The following is an 18,673-nucleotide window of genomic DNA, read 5'->3' as shown; positions in this document are numbered from 1 at the left end:
CTCCTATGTCGAGACAAGAACGTCAGTCCTGTGACTCCCTTCGCTTCAGCTGAGGGAACAGAATAACCTCACGGATAGACTCCACGCCGAGCAGAAGCATGACCAGCCTGTCGATACCAATGCCCAGTCCACCCGCAGGCGGCATGCCGTACTGCAGAGCACGCACGTAGTCGAAATCCATGGATTGGCTTTCGTCATCGCCCCTGGCTTTCGCGGCAGCCTGCTGCGTAAATCTTTCTTCCTGGTCCATGGGGTCGTTGAGTTCGGTGAAGGCATTGGCAAGCTCCATCCCGCCGGCAAAAAGCTCGAAGCGCTGGACTCTCTGCGGTTGTTCAGCCATGCGCTTGGCAAGTGGAGAGATTTCCACGGGATAGTCACGCACGAACGTCGGGTCGATGAAGTTGGGCTTGACCATCTTGTCGAACACCTCGTTGACGATGTTGGCATATTCGAACGACTTGTCCATGTGAATGCCGAATTCTGCAATCTTGCGACGCGCCAGCCCATCATCGCGTAGCTCTTCCAGACCGACGCCCGCGTACTTCTGCATGGCCTCGTCGAACGTCGTCCGTGCAAATGGCCGGGTGAAGTTGATCAACCGCTTGCCCATATGCACGTGCGACATGCCCGTGACCTTCTCGACCAGGTCAAGGATGAGGTTCTCGGTCAGGCTCATCATGCCATCAAGGTCTGAATAGGCTTCGTACAGTTCCATCATCGTGAACTCCGGATTGTGAACCGTGTCGATGCCCTCGTTCCTGAAACTCCGGTTGATCTCGAAGACTTTCTCGAAACCGCCGACCAGAAGCCTCTTCAGGTACAATTCGGGAGCAATGCGCAGGAAAAGATCCTGATCAAGTGCATTGTGATGCGTCACAAACGGACGCGCAGTTGCACCACCTGCGATTGGTTGAAGCATTGGAGTCTCGACCTCAAGATACCCTCGCTCCGTCAGATATGTCCGGATATGCGAAACCATACAAGACCTCTTCTCAAAAGCGTCTCGAACCTCGGGGTTGACCATGAGGTCGACGTAGCGCTGGCGATAACGGATTTCCACATCCGTGAGGCCATGAAACTTCTCGGGCAACGTACGGATCGCCTTCGACAGAACCCACAGTCTTGCGACGGCGATGGTCTTCTCTCCGGTCTTCGTTACGAACAGTGTTCCCTCGACCCCAATGATGTCACCAGAATCGACATACTTCTTGAACCAGTCATAGGCAGGCTCTTTGAGGTCGTCAGAGCGCACATACAGCTGGATCCGCCCGGACATGTCCGCCAACACGAGGAAACACGCCTTTCCATGGCCACGAACGGCCATGACGCGCCCTCTGGCACGAACCGTCCTCTCTCCCAGCTCATCAAAGTGCTCCACGATGTAGGCTGTCGCAAGTGCATCCCCAAAACTGTGCCCGAACGGGTCGATCCCCTGTTCGCGAAGTTCCCCAATCTTGTCCCTGCGGCTTTGCTCAACCTCGTTGAGTTCCAGCACGACTATACCTTCGCTATGGAGAGAATCTTGTATGAGACGCGACCCTTCGGGATACGCACAGCGACGGTCTCCTTCTCGCGCTTCCCCACGAGGGCCTTGCCCACCGGACTATCAATGGAAATGCGACCTTCCATTGGATCGGCTTCAAGATTGCCGACGATGGTGAACCAGCGAGTCTTGGCAGTCTCGATGTCGAGTACCTGGACCTTGCAGCCCATGTGAACTTCGCCTGTACCCGTATCGCCTGGTTCGACGACCACGGAGTGCTCGAGCTGACGCTCGACGTCCATGATGGTTCCCTCGATGAACGCCTGCTCCTTCTTGGCCTCTTCGTACTCGGCATTCTCCGAGAGATCACCGAACCCTTTGGCGTCCTTGATGCGCTCTGCGATGCAAAGGCGCTCCTTGGTCTTCAGCCTGTCGAGCTCCTCAAGCATCTTCTTGTGCTGAGAGGGGCTGATGTACAGCTTCTCTTCGTCATCTTCACGCACATTGGTGATTTCAATCTCTTCGTCGAAATGCTCTTCTTCGTCATGCATCATGGCGAACCTCCTCGCTGGCACCCGTGCACAGTGCACGGTACTCATTCAGCAGCTTCTTCAGCTGGTCTACTTCCTTCACCTGGTTGATACGCCCTCGATACGTCGTCGCCTCAGGGAAGCCCCTGAAGTAGAAAGCAAGGTGCTTGCGCATCTCTTTGACTCCAATGACCTCACCCTTGAGAGCGACCTCGCGGTCGACATGTTCCTGCATAACCCTGAACTGCTCGTCAACTCCGGGCTCCCGAGGACTCCTGTCATTGAGAACATCGTTTATCTGCTCGAAGACCCACGGATTCCCGAGAGCCGCCCGTCCTACCATCACGTAGTCAGCTCTAGTGTAGTCGAGAAATTTCTTCGCGTCCTCCGCCTTTTTGACGCCTCCGTTCGCGATGATTGGTATGGTCGCCTTCGCCTTTGTTGCAGCGATGACATCCCAGTCCTTCGAGCCCGAGCGGCCCTGCACGGCGGTACTGCCATGAATCGCAAGGGCTGCCACGCCGTTCTTCTCGCAAATGCTCAGGATTTCCTCGGCAACGTTGTCGTCGAGCAGGAATCCCTTGCGTATTTTCACGGTCACCGGCAGCCGCGTCGCCCGCACAACGGCGGACGTAATTGCATCGATAAGGGGGAGATCCCTCAGCAGCGCCGATCCGGCACCGGTTTTCACGATTTTTGGCTCGGGACATCCCATGTTGATGTCGATGGCATCAACCCCTGCCTTCGCCAGAACCTCTGCCGCTTGTGCCATTGCATCAGGTCGAGCTCCAAACATCTGGAAGTCGACTGGGTGCTCAACAGGATCGAACACCAGCATCCCGAATGTCTTGGTGTTACTGAACTTGATGCCGAGGGATGAAACCATCTCTGTGTAGACCATCGCCGCGCCATAGTGCCTGCACAGAATGCGAAAGGGCGAATCGCCATACCCCGCAAGGGGCGCCAGGAAGGCTCGCCCATCGAGCTTCAGGGGCCCTATGTTCACTCGGTCCCACCTCTGTTCAGTTCAAAGAGGATTCGCAAGCCATCGAGCGTGAGATTCGGGTCGTGCACGCACTTGGTCTGCAAACCAGGAACCACCACACCCGACAGCCCGCCCGTCAGGATCACTCTGGCATCCGGGCAACCCGTGTCCTGGCGGATACGCTGGACCATGCCGTCGACCATAAAGACCACACCCCAGACGACGCCAACCTGCATCTGCGTGATCGTGTCGATTCCGAGGCTCGTTGCAGGGCGCTCAAGCTCAATACGGGGCAACTTGGCCGTCTTGGTGAACAGGGATTCGCTCGAGTTGAGAAGGCCGGGTGCTATGGACCCCCCAAGATACCGTCCATCGGCGCTCACAAAGTTGAACGTCGTGGCAGTCCCGAGGTCGATGATGATACAAGGCCCCCCGTATTTCATATACCCGCCGACACAATCGGCAATACGGTCGGCCCCCATCTCTGATGGAGACTCGACCTCCCATGTGATATTCGTGTTGAGTGCTGTCGAGACCACGAGGGGTCGGAGATGAAACATGCGATCAACGAGGCGGCGCATGATTGGCGTAAGCGGCGGGACAACAGAAGCCAGAATGACAGACTCTACATCCCCCAGCTGAACATCGGAAAACTGAAACAGACTGCGGATGAACACACTGTATTCATCGGCAGTCTTACCCCGGTCGGTCGTCAGGCGCCAACTATCGCGCAGGACAGTACCGTCGAAGAGGCCACAGACTATGTTGGTGTTCCCGACATCAATGGCAAGAAGCATGGTGGCACACCTTCAAAACCAGAATGGCGGAGAGACCGGGATTTGGACCCGGGAGGCGGTATTAGCCACCCACTCGCTTAGCAGGCGAGTGCCTTCAGCCACTCGGCCATCTCTCCGTGCTTTGGAAACTGACAAACCCGCACTATTGCACGGGCTCTTGCTGATTATACTGGTTTCCCGGACATTATCAAGGGGCAGAGCCTTCGCAGACGTCAGAACAGCACATCTTCCCCGCCGCCGGAGACACTATCATGACCCTTCAGATATCGCCGGCCAAGGTCCGTTATGACGCGTCCCTGCGACGTCCGCGCGATGAAGTTCAACTGCACCAGATACGGCTCGATGACGACGGACACCGTATCGGGGTCTTCACTGATCGCAGAAGCCAAGCTGTCGAGCCCCACAGGGCCGCCTCTGAACTTTTCATCGATAGCCCCAAGGAGCCGCCGATCGATGTCCAGCAGGCCATACTTGTCGATGTTGAGTCGTGAGAAAGCCTCGTCGACCAGCTTGACATCGACTACGAGCCCCCCCGCATATGCCAAGTAGTCTCTGATGCGTTTCAGGTTCCGAAGTGCTATTCGAGGAATGCCGCGTGAGCGACCAGCAATGCGTCTGGCAGCAGCCGGCTCGACAGCCGTCTCAAGCCGGCAGGCTGCATTGGCAATAATCTGAGCCAGTTCCTCCTCATTGTATGGATCCATGCGCATGACGATGCCGAACCTCTCGCGAAGAGGGGCGGACAACATGCCAAACCGGGTGGTCGCTCCTATGAGAGTGAACGGCTTGAGGCGTATCGTAAGTGTCTTGGCGCTTGGCCCCTTCCCGAGAATAATGGGCAGTTGAAAATCCTCCATTGCAGCATAGAGACCCTCTTCCACCGCGGGAGGCAGACGATGAATCTCGTCGATGAACAGCACATCCCGCTCCCCAAGCGATGCCAGAATGCTGGCAAGATCACCTGCCCGTGTGAGTGCCGGTCCGCTCGTGTACTTGAACCGTACACCAAGTTCCACGGCAATGATTTGTGCGAGTGTTGTCTTGCCCAGACCAGGAGGGCCGTAGAGCAGGCAGTGGTCCAAAGGCTCTTTGCGGCTGAGTGCGGCCTTGATGAAAATGGACAGGTTGCGCCGCAGCTGCTCCTGTCCTATGAAATCCTCAAGACGTCGTGGCCGCAAAGTTGAACCCACCGCGTCACCCTCGGGCTTCCCCGACGACACTGGGGCTTGAGCAACAGTCGCTTTCCGACGTACACGCTTCTCCTCGCCGGCAGCCATACCCTATTTCCTCGAAAGATGCTGCAAGGCATCACTCACGAGTTCCTCGGCCGAACGGTCCTTTGTAGCGCCAAGCTCCCGGAGAGACCCACTGATTTCTCGTTGTGAGTATCCGAGAGACCGGAGCGCCATCTCCACCTCTGCCAGCACGGTGGGTTCCGCTCCTGTCATGCCCTCTACAGACAGAAGTTCAGCGTACTTGCGGTTGACGATCGGACGCAACTCGATGAGGATGCGCTCGGCATTTTTCTTCCCTATGCCGGGCGCCGAAGTGAGTAACCCAACATTCTGTTCCCGCACTGCTTCGATGAGGCGAGATGCAGGTGCAGCACGCAGAAGGCTCAGAGCGGTCTTGGCCCCAACGCCTGGAACATGCTCGACCAGGTCGGCGAAAACTTCATAGTCCAGTGGTTCGACAAAACCGTAGAGCTCCTGCCGGTCTTCCTTGACAACATGGTATGTCCGCAGTTCGACCTCTTCCCCAACCTCGAACATAGCGGGGTCCACCACTCTTACCTCATAACCGATGTCGCCGACAAGAACGATGACGGCGGAATCCAATCTGCGATATATGGTCCCCCTAATCAAAGCAATCATCGGTCTCCTCCGCCAGAACTGCCTCGCGATAGGCCCCCGTGAACGTATGGCAGAGGGCGATAGCAATGGCGTCCGCTGTATCATCAGGCGTAATATGCTCCTCGACACCAAGAATCTGGCGCACAGCAATCTCGACGTTCTTCTTGCTCTCCATGCCATATGATGAGACGGCCTGCTTCACCTGCTGAGGGGTATACTCGAACGCAGGAACGTGACATGTGCCGATGGCAAGGACAATGACTCCGCGCGCCTCACTGACCCTCATGACCGTCCGGGCGTTTCGAAAGAAGAACAGGGACTCGAGCGCCACTGCGTCCGGCTTGTACCTGCGGACGAGTCGGCGGACGCCGTCGTAGATGTACTTGAGCCTGTCTGGATATGGCGTACCAGGATGGGTCTCCAGACACCCATAGTCAAGAAGGGCTACAGTGTCGCCGTCTGACGAGACGACACCGTAGCCGATGCGTGCCAATCCGGGGTCGATTCCCAGAGTAAGCATACAGTCTCTAGCTTTCCTGCTCCAGCTGCTTGATGACGTCGTCACTCATCTCATAGTTGGAGAAGTAGTCGCTGACGTCATCGTGCTCGTCCAGCGCTTCCTCCAGCCGCGCGATTTTTCGCGCATCGTCAATGGCGACGGCAACAAGGGTCTTGGGGATCATGACCAGAGACGCCGACTTCACGACAATCCCGGCAGCCTCGAGAGCCTGGCGCACCTTATAGACATCCTCAGGTCCGGTGATGACGGTCGTGGTCTCATCATCCTGCTTGAGGTCCTCTGCGCCGCTGTCGACTGCAATCATGAACAGATCGTCGTATGCCTTGTCAGCCGGATCGATTTCCAGCGAACCCTTGCGCTCGAAACCCCAGCTGACAGACCCGTTCTCGCCCAGCGCACCACCGTGCTGAGAGAGGATCCTTCTGATTTCCGAAGTAGTGCGGTTCTTGTTGTCAGTCGAGGCCTGGATGATGAATGCAGTGCCATTGGGGCCGTAACCTTCGTATGAGGTCTCCTCGTAGCTGACACCCTCCATCTCTCCGGTTCCACGCATGATTGCCTTCTTGACATTGTCATTGGGCATACCTGCTGACTTGGCCTTTTCTACAGCCGCCCTCAACCGCGTGTTCGTTTCGGTGCTCCCTCCTCCTGCCTTCGCCGCGATAATGATCTCACGAGTGATCTTGGTGAAAGCACGACCACGCTTGGCGTCTTCTACGCCCTTCTTGGCCTGAATATTGTGCCACTTGGAATGCCCAGACATCTAGACCTCCTGATTTGAGCTCTGTTCTGCCAATCGCAGAAAATGTTCATGTACCCTCGTATCGCTTCCAAGCTCCGGATGGAACGAAGAAGCAAGGAGCCTTCCCTGCTGCACATAGACCGGCCCCTGTGCTACCCTTGCCAGTACCTCTACAGAAGGTCCTGTCCGGACGATCACCGGCGCCCGAATGAACAGCGCATGCAATGGTGTACCCAGCCCCTGGACTTCCAGATCTTCCTCGCTCGACTCTTTCTGACGTCCAAACGCATTCCGCTGAACAGTCACATCCAGAAGTCCCAGATGAGGCTGTGCCTGACTTCCCTCAATATCCAGGGCCAAAACGATCATTCCTGCGCACGTGCCATAGATCGCCAGTCTGCCTGCGTTGAAACGGTCGACGATAGCTCGATCCACTCCGTACTTGACCATGAGCTTCCCCATGGTCGTACTCTCGCCTCCCGGGATGATCAGCCCATCCACCAAGTCGACTTCGTCGGGGAGACGGACGAGACAGACCTCCGCCCCGAGGAACCGCACCATGTTAGCGTGTTCTCGAAAGTCGCCCTGAAGAGCGAGGACGCCGATGACCACGTCTAGCTATCCCTCACCTGCATCTTATCCAGCTCGACGAGCGTGCGTGCGTCTATGCCCGACATACCTTCCTTCAAGCCCTTGCTTACCTCGAAGAGCACCTTAGGATCTTCCCAGTAAGTCGTTGCCGCCACGATGGCTTTTGCTCTCGGAAGCGGATCCGAACTCTTAAAAATGCCAGAACCCACAAAAACACCATCGGCCCCAAGCGTCATCATGAGCGCCGCGTCGGCCGGGGTAGCAATGCCCCCCGCTGCAAAGTTGACCACGGGAAGACGTCCCAGCGTACGCACTTCGCGCAGTAGCTCAACATTGACCCCAAGGTCCTTCGCCTCGACCACGAGTTCATCCTCAAGCATCGATTGCACCTTGCGAACCTCGTTCATGACCGCTCGCATGTGGGTGACCGCCTCAGAGACGTCTCCGGTGCCCGGCTCGCCCTTCGTCCTGATCATCGCAGCTCCCTCGCTGACACGCCGCAGCGCCTCGCCCAGATTGCGCGCTCCGCATACGAAGGGAATCTTGAACTGCCACTTGTCGATATGATAGGTAACATCAGCGGGAGTCAGCACTTCGCTCTCGTCAATGAAGTCGACGCCCATATACTCCAGTATCCGTGCTTCGGAGATGTGTCCGATTCGCACCTTGGCCATGACGGGAATCGAGACGGCGTCCATGATCTGCTCGACAAGTCCCGGGTCAGCCGACCTTGCGACGCCGCCTTCCCTGCGAATATCAGCCGGAATCCGTTCGAGTGCCATCACTGACACTGCACCGGCTTCTTCGGCAATCTTCGCCTGGTCGACCGTCGTGACGTCCATGATGACGCCACCCTTGAACATCTCTGCCAAACCCCGCTTTACCTTGGTCGTTCCGATTTCAGCCATGTCGTTGTCACCTCTTTAACCTTTAAAGTTTACTGTCATTTGGTGATTTGGCAACGTATTCGGCCGCACACCTTCCGGCCAGAAATCCGGTCGAGAAAGCTGCCTGCAGATTATAGCCACCGGTGACAGCCTGCAGGTCCAGGAGCTCGCCGGCAATGAACAATCCGGGAACGAGTCTCGATCCCATGGATCGTGGGTCGACCTCTCGTAGAGGCACTCCCCCCTGCGTGATGATCGCAGAGGCGAGAGGGTCGGCCCCTGTGCATCTCAGCTCCACTCCCTTGACTGATCGGGCGACTGCTGCAAGGGTTTTCTTGGGTAATGGTGTGCTGCCCTTCCCTTCAATGCCCCACACATACATCAGCTCAAGCGCCATCCGCCTCGGAAGGAACCTCGAGACATTCACCAGGATCTCATCGGCATTCCCACAAGCCTCGATGTCGTGAAGCTCTTGGGCCAGTGTCTTCTCGGGCCGCAGGTCCATGCACAGCACGACAGCGTGGCTCTCGGCCAGAGCCGGTGTGACGGCCAGGCTCAGCGACAGCACGGCCGGACCCCCAATCCCTCGGTCCGTTATCATGACTTCTCCCTGCCTTCGAGCCAACAACTTAGGGCCAACCCATGCCTCCACAGCAACGCCTTCGAGCGAGATCCCCACAAGTTCTCTCAGCCACTTCTCGGGACAGTGCAGGGAAACCAGGCCAGGCAGCAGACGACCGGGATGATGGCCCACATGCTCAAGAAGCTCATAGCCGTCTCCTGTCGACCCGGTACCAGGATAAGATTTTCCACCTGTGGCCACGACCACGGCCCGGCAGCGCAAGGGCCCACGGGACTCCAGGCCGATCGTCCAGTCGCCGGACTCAGAATCGATACTTCGGACCCGAGCCGAGTAGAGGGTATCAACGCCGTCTCGCACGAGAAGCAGCCCAAGAGCCTGGACGACGTCCTGCGCCTTGTCCGTCACAGGGAACACTCGGCCACCCCGCTCCGTCTTAAGTTGCAGGCCGACTTCGGCAAAAAGGGCGACAAGGTCATCCGAGAAAAAGGACTCGAAAGCCGGGTAGAGGAATCGGCCGGAAGGGCCGAAGGCCTGGACAAACTCGTCCAGTGAACGCGCATTAGTCACGTTTGCCCTGCCCTTGCCTGTGATGGCCAGCTTCCTGCCAAGCACCCGATTCCGTTCCAGGATGAGGACTGAGCCATCGTGGCCAGAGGCTGTGAGGTACCTTGCAGCAGACAATGCCGCCAGCATTCCGGCAGCACCACCACCTATGACGCAGATCTCAGCTCTTGTTCCCATCGGCAACTAGATTATAACAGATTTGTGCGCGTCACTACTGCCACGTTGCCCAGCAATCCTCACTGTTCTTCTTGCCAACCGGGGGAAATGGAATACAATCATCGCTGTGCGCCCGTAGCTCAACTGGATAGAGTGACGGTCTACGGAACCGTAGGTTACAGGTTCGATTCCTGTCGGGCGCACCAGTCCTGACATGGCTCTCACTGATGTTGATTGCATGCTCCTTGCGCTTGACGAGGCCAGGCGTGCCCTTGATGAAGGAGAGATCCCTGTGGGATGTGTTGTTACAAGGGCTGGTGAGTTGCTTGCTTCCACACACAACATGCGAGAGAGCGCCAAGGACCCAACGGCACATGCCGAGATGCTCGCGTTGCGCTCTAGTGCCGAGCGTCTGGAAGATTGGCGCTTGGACGGATGCGTCCTGTACGTTACTCTTGAGCCGTGTCCAATGTGCGCTGGCGCAATAGCTCTTGCGAGGGTACAGCGGGTGGTGTTCTCAGCGTACGATTTCGACAATGGAGCAGTCGGCAGCAATGGCAACATGCTTACGCAGCCTATTTTTGGATATGCTCCAGAGGTGGTTTCTGGTTTGTTGCGCGCTGATGCCGAAGCTGTCCTGCAGCAGTTCTTTGCACGTATCAGGTCCAAACGGAGAGGTGGCTGAGCGGTTGAAAGCGCCTGCCTCGAAAGCAGGTGACGGGGTTCCCTCGTTCGTGGGTTCAAATCCCACCCTCTCCGCCAGCATTACACGGATGCTGGCATTATCGTCATCTTGCACATTTCTTGATGTTGTCGAGCGGCCATGAACCCAGGATATGCTCCCAGATACAGCATTGGTTTCACTTCGCTTCTCGATGAAGTGTCCAGCGTACCCCTCAGCGTCACGGGACTTGTTCCTCCCGGCCTCGTCGGCACCATGTACAGAATCGGCCCCGGCAGGTTCGAGATTGGGGGTCACACTGTTGGACATTGGCTGGATGGCTTTGCCCTCCTCTCATCAGTAACCTTTGGATCACACGGCGTCACCTGCAGCAACCGCTTTCTTGCAAGTTCCTGGTATCGTCGGGCTCTGACGGAAGACGCCCTGCCGGCTGGTGGTTTCGACTTCCCGTCCGTCCACCGGCGCAGTCATTTCTCCGACGACAACGCCAACATGAACATCACGCATTGGAGAAACGAGCTCGAGGCTCTCGGCGATACGCCACAGAGCATCTTGATCGATCCCACGACGCTGGCGACAGTACGCACAAAGCGATGGGCGCACCTGCACAGATGCTGTGCCTCTTCGCCACACCCCGTCTTCGACCGGCTCACTGGAGAGCGCTTCGACCTGTCGCTCTGCAATGGGGATCCCGCCGCATACGTCATTACAGTCACCAATCCTGAAGGAAGAACGCGACGCCTCTGTGCTATCCCGTCGTCGCGCCTTGGATACATGCACTCCTTCAGTGTAACGCCACGATGGGTCGTTCTCGTCGAAGGGCCCTTCACGGCATATCCGCGCTCCCTGAGCTCATCCAGACGTCCGTACCTGCGAAATTACGTCTGGGATGCGGGGCGAGGGAGTAGAGTCCTGGTCGTCGACCGGAGGACAGGTGCACTGAAGACGACACTTTCCACGCGCCCGCTGTTCGCACTCCACCACATCAATGCCTGGGACGACGGAGATCAGATCATCGTCGATCTTGCCGCATATGCGGATCCGAGTATCCTCGACTCTCTGACTTTCGACCATGGAGAGGTTCCTGCAGGCGACTTTCCCGCTCCACTGGCGACCCGCCTCGTCATCGACCTGGAGCACAAGCGAGTCCTTTGCTCGCCACTGAGGTGCCCGCCGGGAGAGTTCTACGTGGTAGACGCCAGGTTTTCGATGCGGCCGCACACCATCCTGTTCGCGGCGGGGCCAACGAGAACAGGCGAGCCGATCGACCGGCTGTGCCGTTCCGACGTGACGACCGGTCGATTCATCGAGTGGTCCTTCGACAACTGTCTCCCCGGCGCTCCAATTCTTGTTCCCGCTGCTGCGGACAGCCGAGAAGGAGAAGGCTGGCTACTGACTATCGTGCTCAATGTTCTGGCAAAACGTTCATTTGTCCTGATTCTGGATGCTGCGACAATGACCGAACAAGCCCGCGCATGGCTTCCGTACGCGCTACCGTTCGGACTGCATGCACTCTTCGTGCCGGAGGAGGCAACAACATGACTTCATCGAAACACGTACGCACGTCGTCGTGCGAGGCCCCCGCCGGGCGTCGCTACGAACGTCAACTATGGATGAAACAGGTCGGCCCTCAGGGACAGGAGAAGCTGGCAAAAGCGTCTGTTCTGGTCGTGGGAGCCGGAGGACTTGGCTCTCCGATCCTGCTGTGCCTGGCTGCCGCTGGAGTGGGTACGATAGGAGTGGTCGACGGAGACTCCGTGAGCCTGTCCAACCTGAACCGGCAGGTGCTCTACTCCACGGGAGACATCGGTCAACCCAAGGCTCTTGTCGCAAAGGAACGGTTGGTGGCACTGAACCCGGAAATACGTATCGAGGCCTATCCCAGTCGACTGGATCCGGACAACGCCTATGCTCTCTTTAGCGCCTACGACATGGTCGTCGACGGCACAGACAACTACAGCACGCGATATCTCGTTTCGGATGCTGCTGTCCTTTTTGGCAAGCCGCTGTTCGTCGGTGCGGTAAGCAACCTCCACGGAATGGCATTCACGGTCATCCCGCGAACAACAGCCTGCTTCCGCTGCCTGTACCCCAAGTCTCCTACTGCTGCCATGGCACGCGAGGAGAGAGCTCGCGGCATTCTCGGCACCACTCCCGGCATCATCGGTTCCATCGTTGCACAGAACGTGCTCAAGTACATTGTGGGGTGCGGAGACTGGCTAGCCGGCAAGCTGCTGCTCATGGATGGAGAGGACAATCGCTTCGAGCTCGTGCCACTTGAACGCGACCCTCAGTGCCGAGTGTGTGGTGACCAACCAACCATAACCGAGTTGTTCTCGATGAAAATAGATCCCCGGCAGAGTTCCTGCTGAAGACAGGAGACTCTACCGGGAAAGTGAACGTGTTGCTACTGCCGGAACGCCCTTACTGTTCCAGTCGGCACGCTACTTTCGAACCTTCAAGCTCCAGGGCCTCGACACTGTCCTCGACCGGGCCAGTGACCACCGTCACCTCGTTTGCGAGGACTTCCTGGGCCACGTCCTGCGCCGCAGCGGTAAGTGCGGCCGTCACTGCAGCATCGGTACACGTCAAAGCAAGTCGTACACGATCCGTCACCTGATAGCCTTTGTCCTTGCGCTGTCCCTGAACAAAGTGCTCGACCTCGCGCACATACCACTCAGCTCGCAACTCCGGCGTGACGGTAGCATCGACCGCCACGACAATGTTTGCCCCCGACGCTGCGAACAGTCCACCTTTCCCTGAGACCGCGCTGATGACGTCATCCTTCGTCAGCAGGAATGCCGTTCCGTCCAGATCCAGTGAAGCTTGGCCAGTGCTCTCAAGCTCGGCATAGACTCTCTCTGGATCTGTGGCCAGTGCCTTCTGGATGGCGGGGATCGATGTTCCGGCCCTCCTACCGAGTACAGGCAGGTTAGGCCGAAGCGTGAACTCGGCAATGTCCGCAGCGTGAGTCGCTTCGGCAATAGACTTGACGTTCAGCTCATCGCGGATGATGTCGGCATGGGAAACCAGCACTTCATGAGCCTGCGCGTCATGGGTGTAAACAGTCACTGCACTCAACGGCTGCCTAGTCTTGACGCCCGCCTGCTTCCTTGCTGACCTTCCCAGCGACACGACATCCATGACCTCCTGCATCGCGACCGTAAGCTGTGGGTCAAACATAGACTTGTCAAACTCGGGCAGGTCGAGGAAGTGCACAGAAAGCGGGGCCTCGACATTACCCGACCGGACGAGGTTCTGGTAGATCTCCTCCGACATGAAGGGCGTGAACGGCGTCAGCAGTCTGGCAAGGTCGACCAGGACCCTGTAGAGCGTCTCGTACGCCGACAGCTTGTCAGTATCGTTTTCGCTTCTCCAGAAACGCCGCCTGCTCAGGCGCACGTACCAGTTGCTCAGCTCCTCGACGAAAGCCTGAATGAGCTTCGTCGCCGGATTGATATCATAGGTCTCCATATCTGCACGCACATCCCGGACGAGCACCTGGAACCGGCTCAAAAGCCACCGGTCCAGTTCTGGCCGCTGGTCGAATGGCAGCTGGGCAACCTTCGGATCGAAGTGGTCGATATTGGCGTACAGCACAAAGAAACTGTAGACGTTGCGAAGTGGTATGATGAAGTTCTTGAGGGCGTCGGCCACTACGTTCGGCCCGAACCGTCTCGGGTACCAGGGTGGAGTGCTCGTATACAGGGACCATCGGAACGCATCTGCCCCCTGCTTATCGAGAATACTCCAAGGGTCGATGTCATTGCCGACATGCTTGCTCATCTTGTGGCCCTTCTCGTCGAGCACCAGTTCGAGCACCATGCAACGCTTGAACGCGGGCCTGTCGTTGAGGGCCGTGGAGATAGCGTGCAGGGTGTAGAACCACCCACGCGTCTGATCGATTCCTTCAGAAATGAAGTCGGCTGGATACATCTTTGCGAACTCGTCCTGGTTCTCGAATGGATAGTGCCACTGTGCATACGGCATCGAACCAGAGTCGAACCAGACGTCGATGACTTCTGGAACACGGTGCATAGTGCTACCGCATACCGGACACCGCAGTTCGATCTTGTCCACATAAGGACGATGTAACTCGACCTCGGGATCCGGGTTGACAGCCATCTCGTTGAGTTCAGCGATGGAACCTACCGCATGCTGGTGTCCACAGGAATCGCAGACCCAGATGGGCAATGGAGTTCCCCAGTAGCGTTCGCGGGACAGCGCCCAGTCCTTGATGTTCTCCAGCCAGTTGCCAAATCGCCCGTCCTTGATGTGGTCGGGGTACCAGGTAATCTCCTGATTGTTCGCAACCATCCGGTCCTTGAACTCCGTCGTGCGGACGAACCACGAGTCCTTGGCGTAGTAGAGAAGAGGTGTATCGCATCGCCAGCAGAAGGGATAGTCGTGTTCGATCCTCTCTGTCTTGAACAGTTTCCCGTCAGCTTTGAGCTGACGCCGGATATTGGGGTCGCTTCCCTTGGCATCCTTGCCAGCCCACAGGGTCACTTCAGACGTGAATTTGCCGGCAGGATCTACAAGCTGCACGAACGGAAGTCCTTCTTTCAGTCCAACGCTGAGGTCGTCTTCGCCAAACGCAGGTGCCAGATGAACGATGCCTGTGCCGTCTGTCGTCGTCACGTAGTCTGCGGTGACAATGCGCCACCCACGCACCTCTTCCCAGGGTTCGACACTGGCATAGTCATAGAGGCGCTCATATCGAACCCCCGCAAGCTCGCTTCCGAGATACGTGCGCACAAGTGCCACGTGTTCAGCGTCATGACCAAACACGGCCGCCAGCCGCGCAGAGGCCAGCAGATACCGTTCACCTTCCAGTTCGACGACTGAGTACTCTAGGCCCGGGTTGACCGCAAGCGCGACGTTGCTCGGCAGAGTCCATGGCATCGTCGTCCAGACCAGCGCCTTGACACCCTCCAGTCCATCCGACGTCAGGGAGAACTTGACGAAGACTGTCTCCTCGGTGACGTTCTTGTAGCCTTGCGCGACCTCGTGTATCGAGAGAGCCGTCCCACAGCGCGGACAATAGGGGACGACCTTGTGTCCCTGGTACAGCAACCCCTTGTCGTAGAAGGTCTTGAGGATATGCCACACCGATTCGATGTAGTCGTTGGTGTAGGTCGCATACGCATGTTCGGTATCCAGCCAGAAACCGATGCGGCTGGTCATCTTCTCCCACTCCGCCTTATAAGTGAAAACGCTGCTCTTGCACTCCCGCACGAATGCTTCGACGCCGTATTCCTCGATCTCCTGCTTGCCGCTGATGTGGAGTCGTTTCTCGACCTCGATCTCCACGGGCAGACCCTGGCAGTCCCAACCACCCTTGCGAGGAACATAGTAGCCTGTACCCGCCTTGTACCTCAGAACCGTGTCCTTGAAAACACGGGCCAGGCCATGATGCACGCCGGGTCTTCCGTTGGCGGTCGGCGGCCCTTCGAAAAACACGAAGCGCTCCTTGTCCTTGCTTAGTTCAAGCGACTTCTCGAAGACATGACCGGTTTCCCAGAATTGGATGGTGGCCACCTCCTGCTCGACAACCTTGTCGGCAGGCAATACGGGTTTAAACATGAGGCGTCTCCTCGTGTGAAGGTTTCACTGCGGAAATCAGCATATATACTACGTGGCCGGGTAGTGTTGTCAACCGGACTACAATCACTGGCCCCGTCTAGAACAAGCTTTCGAGGCACGCCTTCACGGGAGCGAAATTCACCTTTGCGACCGACCGAAGCACGTTCTTGCCCTTGTCTGACGCCAGGCGTCGCATGAATGCCTGCGCTTCCATCGAAGCCCCCTTTGGCAGCCGGACAACTCCACTGTTTCTTGCCGTACGCTCGAGACCGTCGAGAAATGCGGCCCTGGCAAGAACGGAAGCAGCAGCCACTTCGGGATACCGTTCTGCATGCGTTTCCACGACGAAGCGGAAGCTCTGCGGACTCTTCCAAAGGGCCATCGCTCGTCCACCGTACTTGTCCAGAATGACGGTGTGAGCCTTCGATGCAGTTGCCAATTCGAGCAGTAACCCAGCATAGACCTCATTGAGCAAGACGTTCACATTGTGCACACCCGCGTATCGTGCGTTGTACTCCTGGGGCATGAGGACGCGGATGCTCGATATACCGATACCGTCCAGTCTCGTCGCGACGGCATGCACTTCCGCATCTGTCATGAGCTTGCAGTCACGTGCCCCGGCACGCACGACCTCCCGTCGCTCTGACTCGTCGCGAGCGGCAAACGCGGCAACGACAAGCGGACCGAATAAGTCCCCCTTGCCAGATTCATCTCCCCCGACGATCGGGAATTCGAGACCCTTACTCGCCGGTTTGGCGTGAGCCAGAATTCCTTCCGCGAGCCGAACCTGCCTGTCGCAGTCCTGCCCCTGGAACAGAACTTTGCCGCTCCGATAGGCGGTGACGACCGAACCTTCACTCCTGGTGAGAAAGTACGTTCCCACAGGCAACTCCGGGTCCTCGATGCCACCACCCACGGTCAGAGCTGATCTGAGACGTTCCTGCTGCTCATGCGTCATCGTCTTCACTGTGTTCATGGATGGATTGTCTCCTCTTTCGACAGATGTGCAACACCGGTCAAACACAAGGGGGCCGGCGACTGCCGGCCCCCTTGACGAATCAGTCGATAATCTGTTATGGCTTGACGATAGTGATTCGACCCTCAACCGTCGGGTTGATCTCTGGATGTGCCGTGATATAGGCGACAAGACCGTCACGCATCCACTCGCTGGACTTGTAGACGACCTTTGACCCCACCAGCATTGCATACCCATCACCCCCGAGCGCTGTGTAATCTTGAACGCAGAGCTTGTACGTGGCGTCCATGTCCATGGACTTACCGTCCTTGGTGATACTGACGACACGTGAACCCACCGGCTTGGACGGATCGAACGTGAAGCTGAATCCGGACACCTGAGCAAACGCACCGGCTTGGGCGGGATAGGCACTGACAGAGTTCTCGAGGGCAGCCTTGAGCGTGGACCCCTTGATCTCGAGGACTTCCAGGAAGTTGTCGAACGGGAGCACGCTATAAACGCTGCCTACCGTGACGTCACCTGCAGGAACGCTGACGCGAATGCTGCCGCCGTCCTCGAACGCGATGTCCGCACCTGTGGAGATGCGCATCCAGTCGGTGACGTAGTTGCCGAGATTGGTTTCTTTCGTGCGCACGTCCGCGCGCTCGCCGTCAAGTGCTACGAGAGCCTTGCCGACGACGACACTCAGTTTACCCTTCAACTGGTTGTTATAGCCGTCGACGATAGCCTTGATGGCCGGGTCTTCAGGAACAGAGGTTACAGTTGGTACAAGTTCATACGAGACGTTCTGCCTGATGACCTTCCCCTGATATGTCGTGAAACCGATGACTTCCTTGCCGACGTACGCACCGGCAGTGCCGGTCTGAGTTATCATGGTCTTGCCAACCATGACCTCTGTCTTCAGGACAGTATGAGAGTGACCACCAATGATCAGGTTGATGCCAGGAGCTCCCGCGGCGATAGCAGGGTCCAGCGGAGCGCCGCCATTGTCATACCCGCAGTGGCTCAGAGCAACGATGTACTGTGCTCCCTGTCCTTTCAGGTCGACAATCTGGTTCTGCGCTGTCGTTATGGGATCCGCGACACCGACGCCGGTCAGGCTTGACGTCGCAACGATAATGGGAAGGTCGGACGTTATGACACCGAACAGCCCGATGTTGATCCCGGCCACATTCTTGATGACATTCGACTTCCACCCAAGGTTCACGCCCGTCACGTTGGCATTCACATAGTCGAATTTGGCCTCTGCAATCCGGTCCTTCAGGACCTGCTGGCCGTAGTCCCACTCGTGGTTGCCGAGTGTAGCCACGTTGTAGCCCATCGCGTTGTAAACCTCTATCACGTTCTTGCCCTGGAACAGGTTCGCTACTGTGGCGCCTTGAATGGCATCGCCCGCATCCACAAGCAAAACATGATCCTTCCCGAATGTGCTGCGCACGCTGTTGATGATGGTGGCCTCCCGGGCCGCCCCAGCGACGCTGTTCTTGTTGGCATCGATCGCTGGCACCAGGTTGCCATGGAAATCGTTGGTGTGCAGAATAACCACCGTCGGGAACCGCATCTTCACGACCATGTCTGCCAGTTCACCCCTCGTGAGCTGATGCTTCGGGGCAGTGGCCTGCTCGGCCGTGATGAATCCCTTCGATTCAGCAAACGCAACGTATGGCAGTGCCCAGTCCGAGATGATGAGGTTCATGTTGGGTTTCCTGCCGGACTTGCCACTCGTACCGCCGGTAGG

17 protein-coding genes and 3 tRNA genes are annotated in these 18,673 nt (G+C 57.5%); 5 read left to right on the top strand and 15 right to left on the bottom strand.

Features of this window, described 5'->3' with window-relative positions; all coding sequences use genetic code 11:
• Nucleotides 1-22: 22 nt before the first annotated feature.
• The 12 genes from lysS to SMC1_RS01530 all read right to left on the bottom strand — a co-directional run bounded on the left by lysS (nucleotide 23) and on the right by SMC1_RS01530 (nucleotide 9,712).
• The gene (gene lysS / locus SMC1_RS01585; RefSeq protein ID WP_207799264.1) at nucleotides 23-1,495 is read right to left on the bottom strand and encodes a lysine--tRNA ligase; all 1,473 of its coding nucleotides are present in this window, start codon (nucleotides 1,493-1,495) and stop codon (nucleotides 23-25) included.
• Nucleotides 1,496-1,497: 2 nt separating this feature from the next.
• Nucleotides 1,498-2,037, bottom strand: coding sequence for a transcription elongation factor GreA (greA, locus tag SMC1_RS01580; RefSeq protein WP_207799263.1), 540 nt, complete (start codon nucleotides 2,035-2,037; stop codon nucleotides 1,498-1,500).
• Nucleotides 2,027-3,019, bottom strand: coding sequence for a tRNA dihydrouridine synthase DusB (gene dusB, locus SMC1_RS01575; RefSeq protein WP_119085062.1), 993 nt, complete (start codon nucleotides 3,017-3,019; stop codon nucleotides 2,027-2,029). The genes greA and dusB overlap by 11 nt, the downstream gene beginning before the upstream one ends.
• Nucleotides 3,016-3,795, bottom strand: a complete 780-nt coding sequence (locus SMC1_RS01570) for a type III pantothenate kinase (RefSeq protein ID WP_119085061.1) — start codon at nucleotides 3,793-3,795, stop codon at nucleotides 3,016-3,018. Before SMC1_RS01570 ends, dusB begins: the two co-directional genes overlap by 4 nt.
• A 24-nt stretch (nucleotides 3,796-3,819) precedes the next feature.
• Nucleotides 3,820-3,911 (bottom strand) — tRNA-Ser (locus SMC1_RS01565).
• 96 nt (nucleotides 3,912-4,007) lie between these two features.
• Nucleotides 4,008-5,072: a Holliday junction branch migration DNA helicase RuvB gene (gene ruvB / locus SMC1_RS01560; RefSeq protein ID WP_119085060.1), complete on the bottom strand. Its 1,065-nt coding sequence runs from the start codon at nucleotides 5,070-5,072 to the stop codon at nucleotides 4,008-4,010.
• A 3-nt stretch (nucleotides 5,073-5,075) separates the two neighbouring features.
• Nucleotides 5,076-5,669 (bottom strand): Holliday junction branch migration protein RuvA, encoded by a 594-nt coding sequence (ruvA, locus tag SMC1_RS01555; RefSeq protein WP_165849121.1) that lies wholly within the window; start codon nucleotides 5,667-5,669, stop codon nucleotides 5,076-5,078.
• The gene (gene ruvC / locus SMC1_RS01550; protein ID WP_119085058.1) at nucleotides 5,653-6,168 is read right to left on the bottom strand and encodes a crossover junction endodeoxyribonuclease RuvC; all 516 of its coding nucleotides are present in this window, start codon (nucleotides 6,166-6,168) and stop codon (nucleotides 5,653-5,655) included. The genes ruvA and ruvC overlap by 17 nt, the downstream gene beginning before the upstream one ends.
• 7 nt (nucleotides 6,169-6,175) lie before the next feature.
• On the bottom strand, nucleotides 6,176-6,931 hold the full coding sequence (locus SMC1_RS01545) for a YebC/PmpR family DNA-binding transcriptional regulator (protein WP_119085057.1): 756 nt from the start codon (nucleotides 6,929-6,931) through the stop codon (nucleotides 6,176-6,178).
• Entirely contained in the window at nucleotides 6,932-7,522 is a 591-nt protein-coding gene (pdxT, locus tag SMC1_RS01540) for a pyridoxal 5'-phosphate synthase glutaminase subunit PdxT (RefSeq protein ID WP_119085056.1), read from the bottom strand.
• 2 nt (nucleotides 7,523-7,524) lie between these two features.
• Entirely contained in the window at nucleotides 7,525-8,409 is an 885-nt protein-coding gene (gene pdxS, locus SMC1_RS01535; protein WP_119085055.1) for a pyridoxal 5'-phosphate synthase lyase subunit PdxS, read from the bottom strand.
• 22 nt (nucleotides 8,410-8,431) lie between these two features.
• Nucleotides 8,432-9,712, bottom strand: coding sequence for an NAD(P)/FAD-dependent oxidoreductase (locus tag SMC1_RS01530; protein WP_119085054.1), 1,281 nt, complete (start codon nucleotides 9,710-9,712; stop codon nucleotides 8,432-8,434).
• 108 nt (nucleotides 9,713-9,820) lie between these two features.
• Between SMC1_RS01530 and SMC1_RS01525 the strand changes: the two genes are divergently transcribed.
• The 5 genes from SMC1_RS01525 to SMC1_RS01505 all read left to right on the top strand — a co-directional run bounded on the left by SMC1_RS01525 (nucleotide 9,821) and on the right by SMC1_RS01505 (nucleotide 12,745).
• Nucleotides 9,821-9,897, top strand: a tRNA-Arg gene (locus SMC1_RS01525).
• Between the two features lie 8 nt (nucleotides 9,898-9,905).
• Complete coding sequence (locus tag SMC1_RS01520) at nucleotides 9,906-10,376, top strand: nucleoside deaminase (protein ID WP_243626448.1); 471 nt, start codon at nucleotides 9,906-9,908, stop codon at nucleotides 10,374-10,376.
• Nucleotides 10,363-10,453, top strand: a tRNA-Ser gene (locus SMC1_RS01515). Before SMC1_RS01520 ends, SMC1_RS01515 begins: the two co-directional genes overlap by 14 nt.
• Nucleotides 10,454-10,514: 61 nt before the next feature.
• The gene (locus SMC1_RS01510; RefSeq protein ID WP_119085052.1) at nucleotides 10,515-11,915 is read left to right on the top strand and encodes a carotenoid oxygenase family protein; all 1,401 of its coding nucleotides are present in this window, start codon (nucleotides 10,515-10,517) and stop codon (nucleotides 11,913-11,915) included.
• Complete coding sequence (locus tag SMC1_RS01505) at nucleotides 11,912-12,745, top strand: HesA/MoeB/ThiF family protein (protein WP_119085051.1); 834 nt, start codon at nucleotides 11,912-11,914, stop codon at nucleotides 12,743-12,745. Before SMC1_RS01510 ends, SMC1_RS01505 begins: the two co-directional genes overlap by 4 nt.
• 52 nt (nucleotides 12,746-12,797) lie before the next feature.
• Here the strand turns inward: SMC1_RS01505 and ileS are convergent, their stop codons facing one another.
• The 3 genes from ileS to SMC1_RS01490 form a co-directional block, all read right to left on the bottom strand.
• Nucleotides 12,798-15,959 carry an isoleucine--tRNA ligase gene (gene ileS / locus SMC1_RS01500; protein ID WP_119085050.1) on the bottom strand — a complete coding sequence of 1,054 codons (3,162 nt, stop codon included), beginning with the start codon at nucleotides 15,957-15,959 and terminating at the stop codon, nucleotides 12,798-12,800.
• A 97-nt stretch (nucleotides 15,960-16,056) separates the two neighbouring features.
• Nucleotides 16,057-16,935 carry a DUF3378 domain-containing protein gene (locus SMC1_RS01495; protein WP_165849120.1) on the bottom strand — a complete coding sequence of 293 codons (879 nt, stop codon included), beginning with the start codon at nucleotides 16,933-16,935 and terminating at the stop codon, nucleotides 16,057-16,059.
• A 97-nt stretch (nucleotides 16,936-17,032) separates the two neighbouring features.
• Nucleotides 17,033-18,673, bottom strand: a 1,641-nt coding sequence (locus SMC1_RS01490) for a bifunctional metallophosphatase/5'-nucleotidase (RefSeq protein ID WP_119085048.1), incomplete at its 5' end; no start/stop codon positions are given.

Origin of the sequence: Candidatus Cryosericum septentrionale, assembly GCF_003570995.1 — a bacterium.
Lineage (GTDB): Bacteria > Caldisericota > Caldisericia > Cryosericales > Cryosericaceae > Cryosericum > Cryosericum septentrionale.
Note: the sequence above shows the minus strand (reverse complement) of the source record. Positions and strands in the feature narration are given on the sequence as shown.